Source organism: Desulforhabdus amnigena (assembly GCF_027925305.1).
Taxonomy (GTDB): Bacteria; Desulfobacterota; Syntrophobacteria; order Syntrophobacterales; family Syntrophobacteraceae; genus Desulforhabdus; species Desulforhabdus amnigena.
Genome location: NZ_BSDR01000001.1, coordinates 3,230,829 through 3,248,778, shown reverse-complemented (window position 1 = coordinate 3,248,778; position 17,950 = coordinate 3,230,829). Strand labels below are relative to the sequence as shown.

Here is a 17,950-nt window from a genome sequence, read left to right as displayed (position 1 = left end):
GTGCAGCTCCACGCAAATAAGCGATAAATTTCCAGTCCGTCATTCCCGCCTTCAGGAGAATGACGGATGGAATTTTGTGCACCCCTTTGTGTGGGCATGTACTAAGAGCCTATCCGAAAACCTACCCCGGCAGCGGACACCCCCCTTTAATTCCCCCCTCGAGGGGATTGGCGTCAGGTTAAGAAATTAGAGAGTTTTTCATGGTAGTTTTTCCTTTCATGACGTGATTCATAGGCACAATGCCTGAGTAGCTGTTCAAGGAAAAGATTTGGCATCTGAGATGAGTGGAATAAAAGGATAAGAGCCCAGATATGTTCTTGGATAAACTGAGCAAATTTCAAAAGACTGAGATGTTTGCCCTCAGTGGCATAAGCATATGCGCTGAATTCTGCAAAGAAAGACTGAAAGAGAGTGATGAAGACAAGCCTTGAGTAGACAAGAAGCTCGATATAGCTCTTGCTCCCCTTCTGGGGCAAAGAGTTGAGGTGGAAGTGACTCTTCCATGCTTTAAAGAGAATCTCTATTCTCCAACGGATGCCATAGATTCTGCATGCAGTCAGGCTATCCCAGATATCCTCCCCAACATTGCTGAGGAATATATCCCATCCAAGGAGTTCGAGTTGCTCTTTCGTAGGATTGGACCTTCTGTCCTTCTTGAGGAGCTTTCTTCGCCTTATCTGGGCAATGTTTGCAGGCACAGGGGAGGCTACGAGTCTAACCGGCAGTCTCTCCGTAGCTCCTGCTACAATCATGGTATCCACAATAGGATGTTTTTTGAGAAGTTTAAGGAGATCGAGTCTTTCTCCATCTTCTGTATAATAATTAACATTATGCTGATAGGGAGTAAGGAAGTAGATTCCTTGACGGGTAAATAATCTAAATATGTTGAGAACGAAATAGCCAAGATCTCGGATGACAAGATCCCCTGGCCTGGCAAAGTTAAGAATATCGGCAGAGGCTTTCTGATCGTTTCTTCTAAAACCACTTAACCCAAAATGAAGGCAAGTCTGCGAGAGCAAATCATGGATGACTTGAATTTTCATGATTGCTTGCACCTTTCCCGTCTGATTACCTGAGCCGGGGAAGAAACGAACCAGACTCTCGGGCAGGTTAATGGTAGTGCTGTCCTGGAGGAGAACCCTCTTGAAACGACTGAATGCCCCTTTGGCTGTGAGAGGTTCCAGGCTGGATGCTCTAAACATGAGTGACATGAGCACTGAGCGCACAAAAGCAACACATTTGGGGGTTATCCTCTCCCAGAGGGATTGCTTTGAGATGCAAGAGCCTGCAACAAACCCCAGAATTGTGGCAAATACTTCAAGACTGACTGTGCTGTAGAGAGTCATAAGGCAGAGAGCCTTTATGAAATCGAATGGATTAAACTTTCTGATGCGCTTCATGAAGCCAGTTTCTTTGGCTTTGAGCAAAAGAGTTGCGTCATCGAGTTTAATGTCCATGTTTTCAACAGGAATCAATTGGCTGTCCTTCATTTGTTTTTCCTCCTTCTGAAGACCTCATTTAACTGATGGACACATTTAAATGTAAGTCTTCAGAATGGAAGGAAAACATTCTTAACCTGACGCCAATCCCCTCGAGGGGGGACCAAGGGGGGTGTCGCAAAGTCCACAGGTGGTTTCTGGATAGGTTCTAAATGTTTGAAAGGCAAAGATCTCGGTACTTGCAGGTGTATTGATCGCAAAATCCACAGGCCTTACCGAAACAGTCGAAGTTGCCCTCCTTTGTCTGCCTATTTCGGTAAAGAGGAGTCAGAGCCTCCTTCAAACAGTATTTACATAATCCGTGGGAATACCCTTCGATTTCCGGGTTTCCCTCTCCCCAGGTGATTTGGCATCGAATACATTGAAATTTCATATTGCTCCTTTATCGAGCTCTATGACAGAGGCATTTCCTAAAGTCCTGACCGAATATATTCGGGAATCGAAGTCTTCCTCAGAAAGTTTGAAATTTGTAAGCAATCCTCTGCATCCACGTCCCACATCATCCCGAATGAACTCTGTATTGTATTCAGTCCTAAAGAGCAATAGATATGCCATGATATTTTGCTTTGAAAAATCGTTCTCCCGTGAACTTCAATGCAGCGTTCCCGCCTTGCTATGTTACATTTCTTGCACTCACTGTTACGATTTTTTCACATATTATCATAACCCTTCACCGATCAAATTCAAAAAAATTCAAGGGCTTTTTTGAATATTTTCTTCGATGACGGGGGACCCCCTGTTCAGCAATTATCATTTTGAAAAACCTACCCCCTCGCTCTCCTCGAAAGGGGAATTTTCTGATGTCTATGCCCAGGGGAACTGAGGGGATGTTTTGATGGCACTGCGAATTTTTGGACAGGCTTTTATTTAGGGAGGCGGGGAACAAGAGATTGGTTCGGGGATTCCCGGGACTCTTTTGAAATTGGGATTTTTGTTGACTTTATGTGAAAAGCCATTTATGACTTAAACTAAACAACGAAAAGGGAATTTATGTCCAGTCATTTGTTTTCCGCAAATTATGCTTCCAGAATCAGTGGGTTTATCTCAAAGAATGCCGGCTTCGGGTATTTTTTTGGCTTTTTTTTCTTTTTTTTTCGGCCCATCCACCTGGTTTGGTAGCTAAAGAGTCAGATATTCCCCCGGGTGGTTGAAAAAAACGCCCGGGGTGGGAATCCTTACCAAAGCCCCGAGGAGAATCTCCTCGGGGCTTTTTTTTATTTTAACCCGGAAAAAGTATTAAGGAGGCATACTGTGATTTTGGTTCTGAGCAAAGGAATCAGCAGGGAAGAAAAAGAGCAACTCAAGGATATGCTGCGTTCGGAAGATTACCTGATCAAGGAAATCGAAGGGGTCGAAGAGACAATTCTCGGAGTGGTGGGGAAGATTCAGAGGGATATCAGGTACTTTGAAACTCTTCCGGGCGTGGATAAGGCCATTCCCATTTCAAAGCCCTACAAGCTGGTGAGTCGCGAACTTCACCCCAAACCCTCCATCATTCATGTAGGGGATGTGGCTGTTGGAGGAGACCGTCTGGTTGTGATTGCAGGGCCGTGCGGAGTGGAAGACCGAAAACGGACCCTAGAAATCGCCAGGGCCGTGCGCAAATGCGGCGCCGTTCTCTTCCGCGGAGGCGCCTTCAAGCCTCGCACCTCCCCCTATTCCTTCCAGGGGCTGGGGGAGGAGGGACTCAAGATTTTGAGTGAAGTGCGGGATGAGACCGGCATGGGAGTGGTTACGGAAATGACCTCTCCCAGCCAGGCCGATCTCATGATGAAGTATGTCGACGTGGTGCAGATCGGCGCACGCAACATGCAAAATTTTGAACTTCTCAAGTGCGTTGGACGCCTCGGCAAACCCGTTCTTCTCAAGAGAGGCCTCTCGGCGACCATCGAAGAGTGGCTCATGTCGGCCGAGTATATTCTTTCCGAGGGAAATGATCAGGTAATGCTCTGCGAACGGGGCATTCGAACTTTTGAGCGCTACACCCGGAACACGCTGGACCTCACGGCAGTGCCCGTTATCAAGAAATTGACGCATCTTCCCATCATCATCGATCCCAGCCACGCGACAGGAATTCGGGAAATGGTGAGTCCCATGGCTCGGGCGGCCATTGCCGCTGGCGCTGACGGACTGACCATCGAAGTGCATACCGAACCGGAAAAAGCCCTTTCGGATGGCCCGCAGAGTCTTTACCCGGAACAATTTGAACAGCTCATGCGGGATCTTTATGTCATCGCGCCAGTAGTGGGAAAACAGGTCGATTATGCGTATCTCGAAAAGGCAGCCCTCTTGAAACGCCCGGTAAAGGATTCAGGGGATCTTCCGGCAAGAGTCGTCTACCATGGTGTTCCCGGTTCTTTCAGTCACAAAGCGGGCCTGCAGTTCTTCGGCTCTGAGGTGCCGCTCCAGAACTGTTCCTCTTTCAGGGAGGTGTTCGAGAGGGTCGAAAATGGAAATGCCACTTTGGGTATCATCCCCGTGGAAAATAGTCTTACGGGAAGTATTCATGAAAACTATGACCTGCTGCTCGAATACGACTTGAAAATAGTGGGAGAAGTGACTCTTCGAATCAAGCATCATTTGATAGGTCATGAAAATACTTCCATGGAAGAGATCGAAAGGGTCTATTCCCATCCTCAGGTTTTTCAGCAGTGCAGGGAATTTCTGGCTCAGCATCCTTCGTGGGACCTCGTTTCCTGCCAGGATACGGCGACCGCCGTGCGCCGGGTGAAGGAAAACAACAATCCGCGTGAAGTGGCCATTGCCAGTGAAGAGGCGGGGGAGCTCTATCAAATGAAGATATTGAAGGAAGGCATAGAGACCAATCCCAGAAACTTCACCCGGTTTGTTGTGATCTCCAAAAATGAACTGCTCACAAGCCCCAGGAACAAGTCTTCCCTGATCTATTCCGTGAGCGACACTCCGGGCGCTTTGTACGAGACCCTGAAAATCTTTGCCGACAACCACATCAACCTGGTCAAACTGGAATCGAGGCCCATTCACAGCAAGCCGTGGGAATACCTGTTCTATGCTGACCTGGAAGTGGACTTGAGCCACGAGGATCATGCGCCGCTTTTGGAGCAGTTAAAAGAAAAGGCCGAGTTTCTCAAATTCCTGGGGAGCTATGGAAAGGGCGGCAACGCGGGGTTGTGAAAGGGGAGAATAGCCGGGCGGCAATTCTTTTTTGAAAAGCAAATGCCCATGTCCCGCAATTCCAGTGAGCCTGGGGTGCGGGACATGGGCATGAAGTTACTCCCATGATTTTCGGAATTCAATGGGTCATGAGATACTTGACGTTTCGCTCATGTTTTCTGTAGATTTCCGCAGCGAGTTCAGAAAGGGGCAATTCCATGCGTTCCGGCGGTGAAAGTTCCAGGGGTGGAGGCACCTCCAGGCTCTCGAATGCGATGGGCTTTATGTAGAGCTTCTGGTCCAGGGAACCGAGTTCTTCGGGCGTGAAGTTTTCTCCAAGAAAGTGTTTTCTTTCCAATTCCTGTGTGTCCAGGCTTCTCAAGAATGCCAGGAGCGTCAGTACATCGAAGTTTTTTTGAAATGCCCTGATATTGATATTTACCGCCTCGCATTCGGCTACCAACTCCTCGTAGGCAGCCCGGTATTTTTCCATCCGTCTATAAAGACGGCAATAGGATTCCTGGACGAGCTTCTTGAATTTTCCCTTGTCCGTCAGCGCCTTGACGCGAATGAAACGGACCCCTTTGGAAAACTCCCTTTTCATGCATTCGCTCCAGAAGGAATTTTCCTGGATGCGCAGCATTCTCGAAAGTCTTTCCCTCATTTCACCGTGGACCATCAGGAAAGAGAGCCGGCTCAGTCTCCTGCCCGCCCTTTCCGCACGCAAACGCATCTCGCCGGCCATCTGTTCGATCTCCTCTATCTGAAGTCCGACAATGCGACGTTCCGTCAGGTAATTTTCAACGACTTCATCCTTGACCTGACGAGTGAGCCCGGTGATTAAATCGTTGTCCATTCAAACTTTCCTCTGAAAAATCCCTCATTGGCTTCAATGGCTAGCCTTGCTGCAACAGGTATGTCTGAGAGTTGAGAAATACTTCGGGCGATGAGGGGCTGTATTGTGCACCGTGCTTGAGAACCTTTATTTGAATGGTCTCGGTCAGGGGCTCCAGCAGCAGGATGGATTCGAAGAGGTCATCGTTTTTATCGCAGGGATAGGGAATCCCCTTATCGTTGGTCATTGAAATGTGGCGATGGGTGCGCGCGGACATCCAGATCGGGACATTATGTTTTTGGGCAAAATTCTGGAGCATTTCAAGAGTGGATCGTTGCACTCTATCGAAATCCAGACCGTCCAGGATCACCAGGTCTGGGTGAAAACCGGCTTGCTCTTTGAGGTTCTGCAGGCTCTGCTCCAGCTTTTCAGGATTGAAAGTGTGATGAAGATAAGCAAGGATAAAGCGGTTGCGCTCCGTGCTGTGAGCTATTTCTGCAAAAGATTCGCTCGATTGAGAAGAAAGACTGTTCTTTAACAGCTCCTTGTACCATACCTTGATTTTTTCCGGAATTTCGTCAATGCACACATGAAGCACCGATGATCCGCCGAGAAGGTATTCCAGGGCAATATGGGTCAGGCAGGCAGTCTTACCCACCCCGGCCCGCGCCATCAGGACACCCAGTTTCCCGGGCTCAAGCGGTTTGCCAAGTATCTTCTGAATCATTTTCATGCCGCCGGCACCCGTCGGCTTTTGAATATCCATCAAAATAGTCTCCTTAGGTTGCTTAAATTATTCTTCATCGATGTGACGGAGTTATTTCACAACCCATTTTATTTATATCGCATCATACACCAAGACATTACAACGCAAAGGAAATTCTTTGCGCTTCTCTCTATTTCTTCTCCGTTTTCTGCTCTTCTTTTTGCTTCTTGATGACTTCTTCCGCCACATTTTTGGGAACGGGGTTGTAGCGGGAGAATTCCATGGTGAATTCGGCTTTGCCCTGTGTGGAGGAACGAAGTACTGTGGAATAGCCGAACATTTCGGCCAGGGGCACTTCAGATTCTATGGTTGAAAAAGCTCCATCTTCCGATGTGCTGATGATCATGCCGCGCCGCTGATTCAATGTTCCCAGCACTGTCCCCTGAAATTCCGAAGGAGTTTCCACGACGACCCGCATCACGGGTTCCAGTATGATGGGGCCGGCTTTGGGGAAAGCTTCCCGAAAAGCGCCGATGGCTGCCTGTTGAAAAGCCATGTCCGAAGAATCGACCGAATGGGCTGCACCGTCATTGATGGTCACCTGGACGCCGACAATGGGAAAGCCTGCCAGGGTCCCCTTATTCAAACAGGCCTGGAAGCCTTTGTCGCATGACGGGATAAATTCGGTAGGAATCGCACCTCCGGATATCTGGTTCACAAAATTATATTCGCCATCAGCATAGGGTTCCAGGAAACCGGCCACGCGTCCAAACTGTCCTGAACCTCCCGTCTGCTTTTTGTGCGTATAGTTGAAGTCCGCCTTGCGCGTAACGGTTTCACGGTAGGCCACCTTGGGCATACCCGTTTCGACCTCCGCGCCATATTCCCGACGCATGCGTTCTACATAAACATCGAGATGCAATTCACCCATCCCGCAGATGATGGTTTCGTTGGTTTCTTCATCGAGATATGTTTTGAACGTCGGATCTTCCTTGGTGAACCGTGTCAGAGCCTTGCTCATGTTCATCTCGGCTTTTTTGTCTTTGGGTTTGACGGCAAGCGATATAACGGGAGCCGGCACATGGATGGATGTCATGGCATAACGCACTTCGCCGTTGGTGAACGTGTCGCCTGAAGCGCAGTCGATGCCGAAAAGCGCCACGATATCGCCCGATACCGCTTTTTCGATGTCTTCCATCTGGTCGGCGTGCATACGGATCAGGCGGCCCACTTTTGATCGCTTGCCGGTGCGCATGTTGGTGATGGTATCACCCTTCTGGAGAGAACCCTGGTAGATGCGCACATAGGTGAGCTGACCGTAGCGGCTGACTTCCAGTTTGAAAGCGAGCATGACCAGGGGAAGTTTTTCTTCATAGCCGAGGGTGACCGGCGTCTCGTCTTTATCCAGGTCCAGGGCTTCGTTGGTGATGTCGAGCGGAGACGGAAGGTAGCGTTCCACGGCGTCCAAAAGGAGCTGAACCCCCTTGTTCTTGTAAGCGGACCCCAGGAGGACCGGGGTCAATTGGAGAGAGAGCGTTCCCGTGCGGATGGCCTCATGGATTAGTTCTTCCGTGACCTGATCTTCCAGAATGGCTTCGGTGAGGTCATCGGAAAACAGAGAAATGGAGTCCAGCATCTCTTCCCGTTTTTCCTTCGCCATATCCAGGAGTTCTGCAGGAATCTCACGTTCTATGACTTCGTCCCCGCTTTCTCCTTCAAAGACAATAGCTTTCATTTTGATCAGGTCCACGACGCCCTGGTGGTCGGATTCCAGTCCAAATGGAATCTGCAAAAGTACGGCATTGTGATTCAGTTTTTCTTTGAGTTGCCGTACAACCCGAAAGGGATCTGCACCTGTCCGGTCGCACTTGTTGATGAATGCCAGTCGGGGGACCTTATAGCGCACCATCTGCCGGTCAACGGTTACAGACTGGGACTGGACGCCACCTACGGAGCAAAGCACCAGGATAGCTCCATCCAGAACACGTAAAGCCCGTTCGACTTCAATGGTAAAATCCACGTGCCCCGGCGTGTCGATGATGTTGATCGACGTATCCTTCCAGTTACAGTAAGTGGCGGCGGACTGGATTGTAATACCTCTTTCCTTTTCCAGTTCCATGAAGTCCATGGTCGCTCCCACGCCGTCTTTTCCCTTAACGTCGTGGATTGCATGGATACGCTGGGTGTAATACAGGATACGTTCTGTGAGAGTGGTCTTCCCAGAATCGATATGTGCACTGATGCCGATATTCCGAAGTTTTGTGAGGTCGGTAGACATAATAACCCGCTGAATGCTCCTTTCAATACTCTAATTTTTATTCAGTAAAATCAATTCAAAGATTCAAAAACAAAAGTTGAAAAAAAGAAAAACGGGCACTTAAAACCGTGCCCGTCTGTAGCTTGGTTTCATAACAAAATTGATCGGAGAAGAAAAGTGACAATTTGGTGAAAAATGATCAAAAATCCAAAAAAACGAATGTGTCGAATGCAGCCCCTCTGTTCTGTCCTTGGAAGGATTGCTCAAACCATGGGGAAATCAGTTGACTCGTTTTTTGGAGGATGGCTGGGTGCCTTTGGCCACCTTCTCTGTGGGTTTTGATTTGTCGCTCGAACCCTTGCTGACAGCCGGTTTGGCCGCAGCAGGCTTATTTGCAGATGTTTTCAGCACTGAAGAATCAGAATCCTTTTTTGATTTGGATGCCGAAGAAGCATTGGGCGTCGCCTTGGAAGATTCTTTAAGCGCTTTGGATTCTTTTGCGGATTTAGTAGCAGGAGGATCTGCCACCTTCGATGCGGATTTGGATGGCTTGGAGGATAAAGATGCCTTGGTCGGGGATTTTTGTGAAGAGGAATCCTTTGACCGGGATGATGAAATGCCAGCCGTTGCATCACTTAACGAGGTTTTGGGTGAAGTGTCCACTTTGGCGAGCAGGATTTTCTGACCGGGCTTCAAGGAGGTGTTTTGCTTTATATTATTGATCTTGCACAAAGTATCGAGGCTCACTCCATTCGCCTTGGCGATCCTTGCCAGTGTTTCACCCTTTTTCGCGACATAGGCCGAACTGCCTGAATCGCTTGAAGCCTTATTGCCGGAGGAGGAAGCGGATGGGGATGCGTCCGAAGTGGAAGCAGTGTCAATGCTGGCGAGCAGCGTGAGCTTATCGCCCTTTTTCAGCGCCGTCCTTTTTTTCAGTCCGTTGAGCGCCAAGAGGGCTTTGACGTCCATGCCGCTGCTTTTCGCTATTCCTTCCAGAGTATCCCCCTTTTGCACCGTATATAGAGTGGTCACCGGTGCCGAAGATTTTCTTTCCCTAGTGTTGCTTTTCGCTGTTCTTTCCAGGGTGTCATCCCTTTGAGCCGTGTATGAAGCGGCCACCGGTTCTGAGTATTTTCTTTCCCGGGTAACGGAACTGCGGATGGAAACGGGAGCATCCGATAAAGTCCTGGTGGGACGAAGGGATGCGAATCGGACGACTTGAGTTTCAGGAACCGAATCGGGGCGGAGCGACTGAGCCAGGTTTACGGGTTCCATTTCAAAGCCGCGTTTATAGAAAACAAGGCAGGACCCCGGCGACAGGATTTCATTGCCGTGAATCTGGTTCCAGCGGCAAAGGTCTCTTCGACTCACGCCGAAGCTTCGAGCAAGCATATCCAGGTTGCGTTCGGTCCCCTTGACATAGTAATTGACTTTCTTGGGAAGGTAGGCCTGCTGGGCCATCTCCACGGCTGTTCTCTTTTGCGAATCCCCTTCGTCCAAATGAGCTGCCATGGTCGACCAGGGGGCATAAAACCTCACGTGCATGTGGTCCTGATGGTTGCGGACATGCTGGATGATCGCCCCCTTCACGTTTCCGAAAAGGCGTTCGAGATAGACCGGATCCACACCTTCGCCGAGAGCATAGTCATACAAGACATTCTGAACTTTCTTGTCGAGAAAGATGTACTGCACGCGCTGCGACCGGAGAAGGTTTTCGATCAGGCACCAGGTTTTGGGGGCATCGAGATTTTCCTCGTTCATGTTAATGAACGTATTCAAAGGGCGGTTCCCTTTCACGTACATTCCCAAGTCCACGTCCCGCCCATTCTGGTGAGACCGATGCCCGTTCATCCATCCTCCTCCCGGCTTGGAGAAATCTCCCACATACAGGTCGCAGGTATTGGGATATTTGTCCTGCACCCCCTCTATGGCGTCCAGGAGCGCCCCGATCAATTCCGGGGTCGTGTAGGTGTGGTCCTCATTGCGCAACTGATAACCCTGAAACTGGCGGGGGAACGGGATGCCCTCTACAAGGCGCCCGTGGTAGGGTTGGCCGACTGAAGCAGTGAGCGCTTGGGCAGGTTTGTTGGAAAAACAAAGTAAAATGGGAAGGAATACCAGTGCAAACGTTGTGAGTCCTAACTTTAGGCAGGATTCCGCCTTCGCCATAATTCCCCTCCTGATTTTATATGCGATTGCGTTGTATTCAATTATTGGCCGATAAAGTTTGATGGATTTCTCGGGATTATTTTCACTATCTAAAAAAGGTTGTTCTGTCAAACTGTTTTTCCTGGCCATTTTGGGGCAGATGAGGTTTTTTCGCTATTACAGCGCATGAGGAAAACGGGTTGCGATGAGGCGGATTGAAGTCTTGAAATAAAGTTTTTGGGATATATAATATTTAAAATATCCAAATGTTATGTTTTTATTAAAGAAGGGGCGACAAAGAGGTGGGTGCAAGCGATTCCCCCCCTTTCTTCTCTCTATCCGGGTCTTAAAAAAAAATTAAAATTTTCCTCTCCGGAATTGCGACCTTTAAGAATCCGATTTCCCCGGTGTGTTTCAGTTCATATGCATATGTCGTACTTAGAACCTATCCAGAAACCACCTGTGAACTTTGCGACACCCCCCTTGGTCCCCCCTTGAGGGGATTGGCGTCAGGTTAAGAAATTAGAGAGTTTTTCATGGTAGTTTTTCCTTTCATGACGTGATTCATAGGCACAATGCCTGAGTAGCTGTTCAAGGAAAAGATTTGGCATCTGAGATGAGTGGAATAAAAGGATAAGAGCCCAGATATGTTCTTGGATAAACTGAGCAAATTTCAAAAGACTGAGATGTTTGCCCTCAGTGGCATAAGCATATGCGCTGAATTCTGCAAAGAAAGACTGAAAGAGAGTGATGAAGACAAGCCTTGAGTAGACAAGAAGCTCGATATAGCTCTTGCTCCCCTTCTGGGGCAAAGAGTTGAGGTGGAAGTGACTCTTCCATGCTTTAAAGAGAATCTCTATTCTCCAACGGATGCCATAGATTCTGCATGCAGTCAGGCTATCCCAGATATCCTCCCCAACATTGCTGAGGAATATATCCCATCCAAGGAGTTCGAGTTGCTCTTTCGTAGGATTGGACCTTCTGTCCTTCTTGAGGAGCTTTCTTCGCCTTATCTGGGCAATGTTTGCAGGCACAGGGGAGGCTACGAGTCTAACCGGCAGTCTCTCCGTAGCTCCTGCTACAATCATGGTATCCACAATAGGATGTTTTTTGAGAAGTTTAAGGAGATCGAGTCTTTCTCCATCTTCTGTATAATAATTAACATTATGCTGATAGGGAGTAAGGAAGTAGATTCCTTGACGGGTAAATAATCTAAATATGTTGAGAACGAAATAGCCAAGATCTCGGATGACAAGATCCCCTGGCCTGGCAAAGTTAAGAATATCGGCAGAGGCTTTCTGATCGTTTCTTCTAAAACCACTTAACCCAAAATGAAGGCAAGTCTGCGAGAGCAAATCATGGATGACTTGAATTTTCATGATTGCTTGCACCTTTCCCGTCTGATTACCTGAGCCGGGGAAGAAACGAACCAGACTCTCGGGCAGGTTAATGGTAGTGCTGTCCTGGAGGAGAACCCTCTTGAAACGACTGAATGCCCCTTTGGCTGTGAGAGGTTCCAGGCTGGATGCTCTAAACATGAGTGACATGAGCACTGAGCGCACAAAAGCAACACATTTGGGGGTTATCCTCTCCCAGAGGGATTGCTTTGAGATGCAAGAGCCTGCAACAAACCCCAGAATTGTGGCAAATACTTCAAGACTGACTGTGCTGTAGAGAGTCATAAGGCAGAGAGCCTTTATGAAATCGAATGGATTAAACTTTCTGATGCGCTTCATGAAGCCAGTTTCTTTGGCTTTGAGCAAAAGAGTTGCGTCATCGAGTTTAATGTCCATGTTTTCAACAGGAATCAATTGGCTGTCCTTCATTTGTTTTTCCTCCTTCTGAAGACCTCATTTAACTGATGGACACATTTAAATGTAAGTCTTCAGAATGGAAGGAAAACATTCTTAACCTGACGCCAATCCCCTTGAGGGGGGAATTAAAGGGGGGTGTCCGCTGCCGAGGTAGGTTTTTGGATAGGCTCTTATGCAACGCTTGATATGTGGTCGTATTCACACAATCGTCGGGAGCCTCTCGATATCTTGGGAATGTTCATGCGGAGGAAGGCTCCCCGTAACCGGCATACCCTGCTTTTCTTGAGGGTTTTCCGGTTACAGGAAGAGTATTGGGGAAGGATTGCCGCTCGACCGCCTTAGGATGCTTTAGCCGTTTTTATGTCGGTGTTCTCTTTCATGAGCCCATAAGGGTCTCCGTAAAAAATGAGCTGTCCCTTTCCATTGGTAGAAACGGGTTGATATTCGATGATGATCGGCACAGATTCGGAGAGTTTGATGTGTGCCGGTTTATCGCTGGCCAGGTAGGAATCTATTCTGTCCGCGGCCGGGTTTTGGTCATCTGCCAGCAAGGTCGCGGCCAGTTCCTGAGCCTTTTCCACGCGAACACAGCCGTGTGAAAAATCGCGCCTGGAGTTCTGAAACAGTTGTTTTTTTGGAGTGTCGTGCAGAAAGACCGCATAGGCGTTGGGAAATTCAAATTTCACTTGTCCGAGGGGATTTTTCGGCCCGGGACGCTGATAGATGCGAGGGTGGCCCGATGGGTATGTTGAGGGCAGCTGCACGTATCCATTCCGCGCAAAGTAGCCGGGGTCTGAGATAGACTCGGCCAGCTCTTTTCGAATGCGCTCGGTTACGTACCACCGGGGATTGATGATGACCCGTTCGATCTGGCTGGCCAGTGTGGGAGTCTGGTTTTCCCCGACCCAGCGCCCCTGGAGTTTGACCTTCTTGCCCGAAGACTTTCCAACGATAACCCTGTGAACCTCCCGTACCTTCCCATCCTTGTAATACTCTAGAATGTATTGGGGGATGTTGATCCTCACGTATCGGTCGTAACGGCGTGCCGGACTCTGCCGTAGCAGCCTTACTGCCTCGGAGACCATTTCGGCCTTTTCGGAAAAGGGAATATTGAGCAAATCTTTTGTCCCCTGCCCGACAGTTCCATCGGCCGTCAAGGAGTGATAACGCTGGAACTGCTTCAACGCTTCTTGAGTTTCCGAGTCGAAAACCCCGCTGATTTTTCCCTTGTAGAAGTCTTCCTGCTGAAGCCGTTTCTGAAGATTACGGACCTGCGCCCCGCTATCGCCTGGACGGAGTGGCGCACTCGTGGAGACCTGAGGCGTTTGGGCCAGTTTTCTGTATTTCTGCAAAGCGCTCAGAAGGGGTTTGTAGTGGGGAGAAGTGGGTTCAAGGGATTTCAGGAACGTGGCCATGGGTATTTCCCCGGTCAACGCTTTGATTTGATCGTCCCTGGAAAAGGGGTCCATCTCCTGTGCAAACCGCACCAGGTTCTGCGCCAGGCGGATGTCCAGTTCACTGGCCGCCTTGAAAGCCTCCCTGTACTTGTCTTCATTGTTCCTGCCCGGCGTGGAATCTGAAACGGTATCTGCACTCGTGTTCATGGCGTAGCGTGGGCTGGAGGGGGGAGAAGGGGAGGAAGGTGTTTCCGTGCGGGAAGGAGAACCTGAAAAATCTACAAGGGAATCGTGGTAGTTGGGATCGGCGGTCTTGAGGGAGAGCCTTAAAGAGTCGAGACGCTGCAGTTGATTCTGGATGGTCTCCAGTTGGTAAGGTCTCGGATTGATATCGTCTTCCTGAACCCTTCCCAGCCTTTGCATAAGGAGTCTTGCGTCCTCTGTGGGTTCAAAACGGGAATTGATGAAAAAGGGCTTCCACTCGTTTTGCTGATAGGCTTCCAGAACTGTGCCCTGCCTGGAATTCTGCAGGCACTCTATGGGAAGGGACTCCCAGATGTTCGATCTCCAGAAAGCGGAAGTCGGCTTTCCCGAATCCGGTTGTTGTAGAAAGGACGCTGACTCTGCGCTGTTGCCCTTTGCCGGTTGCTTTTCCACGGCTGCAAAGCCAAAGGTGCAGCCCCAAAGGATGATGGTGAAGAAAAGTACGAAAACGTTTGTGGAGTATCCATTCTTGAGTTTCATAGAGCCTCTGTATCCGCTTCTTTATTGGAAATGCTTACCTGTTGCCGTCTCTCCCGAGCATTGATCGCATCAAAAAGTTGAATCTGCTCACATATGCTCAATTTTCGCGATAAAACCTCTTTGTGATTTCTCCCATTGCCGCGGCAGGCATGACAGCGAGCTTCGCTGCAAAACTGGCAGGAGTGGCAGTCTTTGCACGGGTACTTTCTCGCTATTTGGCCGCACTGATTTTCCGGCTCATACACCAGCTTCATTCCTGCAACGGTTCTGAAACCGCTTTCATTCACCATTCCTGGATTGCTCATGAGAAGCCCTCCTGAATGCCAATGCCGTCGAAAAGGGACTGCTGAAATCTCCTTGGCAGATTCACTCCCGGAGAAAGTTGCATCCGGTTTTCCGGATCAGGGGTGGCTTTAAAATCGCCACTGCCGCTCGATGAGAAAAACTCTCACATCTCCGATGGTCGAGATTTTCTCTTTTTCGTATAAAAAAATAAGTTAAAAAAAACAACTTAGCAATTTAATATTCAATCCTGATTCGGATAATTTTTTGATCCCGCATAATAAAAAGTCTTTTCGCAAGTAAAGAATTGTGCTATCTGCAGGAACTCCTAGTGAGGGAGAGAATGGCATCGGCGTGGAATTCCCTGAAGAATCACCATGATTATATGGGATTGGCGCTGGAGGAAGCGCATAAGGCCTATGCGCATGAGGAAGTGCCCGTGGGAGCGGTTCTGGTTGGACCTGGGGGGGAAGTTCTGGGCCGTGCGCACAATGCGCCTGTGGCTTTGCATGACCCCACGGCTCATGCCGAAATCCTCGCATTGCGGCAGGCATCGAAAGTGCTGGGGAATTACAGGCTTCCGGGGACTTTGCTCTATGTGACCCTGGAGCCCTGTTCCATGTGTCTGGGGGCCATGTTGCATGCGCGTGTTCAAGCGGTAGTCTTCGGCGCGTTCGATCCCAAATCAGGTGCTGCTGGAAGTGTTGTAGACTTGACAAAGGTCCCCTCTTTGAATCATTATATTGAAGTCGTTCATGGCATTCGGGCGGAGGAGAGTGCTGAATTGCTGCGCAGGTTCTTTCGGGAACGCCGTCGGGAAGCCAAATGTGATCGAGGCAGGGGAGAGGTACCGAAGTGGCCGTAACGGGGTCGACTCGAAATCGACTTGTCCTGTGAAGAGCAGGGCACGTGGGTTCGAATCCCACCCTCTCCGCCACAGAAAAATTTTTTGTACTGGCTGGTTGTATCAGATGCCGCTATTGGAGAGATGTCCGAGAGGCTGAAGGAGCACGACTGGAAATCGTGTGTATGCCCAAAAGGCGTACCGAGGGTTCGAATCCCTCTCTCTCCGCCAGTTCAACAAATTCCTCAGTGCTGTTTCCCACTGTAAAGGGGTGGTTCGCCGATGGTTAGGCCCGGTTCATATGATCCACCGCTGCAAATCTTTTCCCCTCAGAAGATATAATCAATGGGCTCATGTCTTATCTTGTAATCGCGCGAAAGTGGCGCCCCCAGACCTTTGAAGAGGTCATCGGGCAGCCTCATGTCACAAGAACCCTCCAAAATGCCGTCCGGTCCAATCGCATTGCACATGCCTATTTGTTTACGGGTGCCCGGGGAGTGGGTAAGACTTCGGTGGCGCGGATTCTGGCCAAGACGCTCAATTGCGAAGCGGAAAAGGCTTTAGCTCCTTGCAATGTATGTTCCAATTGTCGTGAAATCACCCAGGGGAATGCGGTAGACGTTCTTGAGATCGACGGCGCATCCAACCGGGGCATCGACAGCATTCGGGAACTGCGCGAAACCGTGCGCTATCGCCCTGCCAAGAGCCGCTACAAAATCTATATCATCGATGAAGTGCATATGCTGACTTCCGAGGCGTTCAATGCGCTGCTCAAGACATTGGAAGAGCCTCCGGAACATGTGCTGTTCATTTTTGCAACCACTGAACCCCACAAGATTCCGTCCACCATATTGAGCCGCTGTCAGCGGTTTGATTTTCGCCGGATTCCTACGCAGCTTCTCGTTTCGCACCTGAAGGATATAGCCGAGCAGGAACATGCCCGGCTTTCCGATGGGGTGCTTTATGCCGTGGCGCGTGAAGCCGATGGGAGCATGCGGGATGCGCAGAGCCTTTTAGAGCAGCTCCTGGCTTTCAGCGGTGACGGGTTGAGCGATGAAGAAATTCTGGACGTCCTGGGGGTTGTGGATCGGCGTAGTGTCCACCGGGTGGGAAAGGCGATTTTGGACGGGAATGTGAGGGATTGCCTCGATGTGGTTGGCGAACTGCATCGCAGGGGCATCGACAGCCGGCGTTTCTGCCAGCAGTTGTGCGATCATTTCAGAAATCTCCTGTTTCTGGCACTGGAAGGAGGGGAGATGCGGTCGCAACTGGATTTGCCCGGAGAAGAAAGGGAATACTTGGCGGCCGAGGTTGCCAAGACAACGCCTGAATCTCTTTATCTCTATTTCCAGATGCTTTTAAAGGGAGAGGAAGAAATTCGGCGATCCACTCTGCCCCGAATCACTCTGGAAATGCTCCTTTTACGCCTCTCTCAGTTGCCGCGCCTCGAATCCCTGGAAAAGGTATTGGAAAAAATCACGCTCCTGGAAGGGCGTTTGAGTGAAGAGGGGCGGGATACGGTGAGGTCCACACCCGGCTCTGTGAGCGTGCACTCCGCTCCTTCGCCTTCTGCGCTCCGCGAACCGGAAGAGATCTTTCCGCCTGAATTCCCCGCCGTTGCAAGGGATATTCCCGAACCGCCCATGGTTCCCGAGCCCCCTCCCGGGACGGCTCGAAGTGGAAGGGAAGTGACCGCCGAAGAAGCGGCGGGCCGCTGGCTCGATTTCCTGCAGTGGCTTCAGACAAGTGATGCGATTCTTGCCGCCAAATTGAAAGACAGTCATGCTTCGCCGGGAAACGGCGCGACGTTGGAATTGGAGGTTTTGGAAATCTTTGAAGATACGTTCAAAGACCCCAAATCCCGGGCTCGCCTGACCAGGGTGGCGCTCGATTTTTTCGGGCAGGAGTTTCAGTGGGTCATACACAGGAAGACATCCCCGGAAGGTGAAACGGGTGAGGCCTCTTCCCGGAAGTCATCCAGGCCGAATTTCAAAAGGAAAGTGATGGAACATCCCATGGTCATGCAGGCGCTGGAGATTCTGGGGGGGGAACTGGTGGATATTCGACGTCTGAAGGCGGAAAAGCCGGAAAAGTCACCGGAAGAGTCGAAAGACTGATGCATTCCAAGTGCTGTGGATTCATGGAAATGTTCCGCTTTTAAGAGCCTATCCAGAAACCACCTGTGGACTTTGCGACACCCCCCTTTAATTCCCCCCTCAAGGGGGGACTAAGGGGGGTGTCGCAAAGTCCACAGGTGGTTTCTGGATAGGTTCTAAAGCGTGCCGGGTTGTC

11 protein-coding genes and 2 tRNA genes are annotated in these 17,950 nt (G+C 49.8%); 5 read left to right on the top strand and 8 right to left on the bottom strand.

Annotated features, from left to right (window positions below; all coding sequences use genetic code 11):
* Nucleotides 1-173: 173 nt before the first annotated feature.
* A complete protein-coding gene (locus tag QMG16_RS13830; protein WP_281793340.1) occupies nucleotides 174-1,475 on the bottom strand; it encodes an IS4 family transposase in 1,302 nt (433 codons plus the stop codon).
* 1,275 nt (nucleotides 1,476-2,750) lie between these two features.
* On the opposite strand from QMG16_RS13830, the gene aroF reads away from it, so the two are divergent.
* Nucleotides 2,751-4,652: a 3-deoxy-7-phosphoheptulonate synthase gene (aroF, locus tag QMG16_RS13825; protein ID WP_281795078.1), complete on the top strand. Its 1,902-nt coding sequence runs from the start codon at nucleotides 2,751-2,753 to the stop codon at nucleotides 4,650-4,652.
* A gap of 118 nt (nucleotides 4,653-4,770) precedes the next feature.
* Here the strand turns inward: aroF and QMG16_RS13820 are convergent, their stop codons facing one another.
* The 7 genes from QMG16_RS13820 to QMG16_RS13790 all read right to left on the bottom strand — a co-directional run bounded on the left by QMG16_RS13820 (nucleotide 4,771) and on the right by QMG16_RS13790 (nucleotide 14,837).
* Nucleotides 4,771-5,487, bottom strand: coding sequence for a hypothetical protein (locus QMG16_RS13820; RefSeq protein WP_281795077.1), 717 nt, complete (start codon nucleotides 5,485-5,487; stop codon nucleotides 4,771-4,773).
* A 40-nt stretch (nucleotides 5,488-5,527) separates the two neighbouring features.
* Entirely contained in the window at nucleotides 5,528-6,232 is a 705-nt protein-coding gene (locus QMG16_RS13815; RefSeq protein WP_281795076.1) for an AAA family ATPase, read from the bottom strand.
* Nucleotides 6,233-6,362: 130 nt separating this feature from the next.
* Complete coding sequence (gene fusA, locus QMG16_RS13810; RefSeq protein ID WP_281795075.1) at nucleotides 6,363-8,450, bottom strand: elongation factor G; 2,088 nt, start codon at nucleotides 8,448-8,450, stop codon at nucleotides 6,363-6,365.
* Nucleotides 8,451-8,708: 258 nt separating this feature from the next.
* Nucleotides 8,709-10,598: a penicillin-insensitive murein endopeptidase gene (locus QMG16_RS13805; RefSeq protein WP_281795074.1), complete on the bottom strand. Its 1,890-nt coding sequence runs from the start codon at nucleotides 10,596-10,598 to the stop codon at nucleotides 8,709-8,711.
* Between the two features lie 488 nt (nucleotides 10,599-11,086).
* On the bottom strand, nucleotides 11,087-12,388 hold the full coding sequence (locus QMG16_RS13800) for an IS4 family transposase (protein ID WP_281793340.1): 1,302 nt from the start codon (nucleotides 12,386-12,388) through the stop codon (nucleotides 11,087-11,089).
* Nucleotides 12,389-12,729: 341 nt separating this feature from the next.
* Complete coding sequence (locus tag QMG16_RS13795; protein ID WP_281795071.1) at nucleotides 12,730-14,532, bottom strand: L,D-transpeptidase family protein; 1,803 nt, start codon at nucleotides 14,530-14,532, stop codon at nucleotides 12,730-12,732.
* The gene (locus QMG16_RS13790; RefSeq protein WP_281795068.1) at nucleotides 14,529-14,837 is read right to left on the bottom strand and encodes a hypothetical protein; all 309 of its coding nucleotides are present in this window, start codon (nucleotides 14,835-14,837) and stop codon (nucleotides 14,529-14,531) included. Before QMG16_RS13790 ends, QMG16_RS13795 begins: the two co-directional genes overlap by 4 nt.
* Before the next feature lie 320 nt (nucleotides 14,838-15,157).
* On the opposite strand from QMG16_RS13790, the gene tadA reads away from it, so the two are divergent.
* From tadA to dnaX, 4 genes are all read left to right on the top strand, one after another.
* A complete protein-coding gene (gene tadA / locus QMG16_RS13785; RefSeq protein ID WP_281795066.1) occupies nucleotides 15,158-15,679 on the top strand; it encodes a tRNA adenosine(34) deaminase TadA in 522 nt (173 codons plus the stop codon).
* Nucleotides 15,656-15,751 (top strand) — tRNA-Ser (locus QMG16_RS13780). Before tadA ends, QMG16_RS13780 begins: the two co-directional genes overlap by 24 nt.
* Nucleotides 15,752-15,796: 45 nt before the next feature.
* Nucleotides 15,797-15,889, top strand: a tRNA-Ser gene (locus QMG16_RS13775).
* A gap of 122 nt (nucleotides 15,890-16,011) precedes the next feature.
* Nucleotides 16,012-17,775, top strand: coding sequence for a DNA polymerase III subunit gamma/tau (dnaX, locus tag QMG16_RS13770; protein WP_281795064.1), 1,764 nt, complete (start codon nucleotides 16,012-16,014; stop codon nucleotides 17,773-17,775).
* The last annotated feature ends 175 nt before the right edge of the window (nucleotides 17,776-17,950 follow it).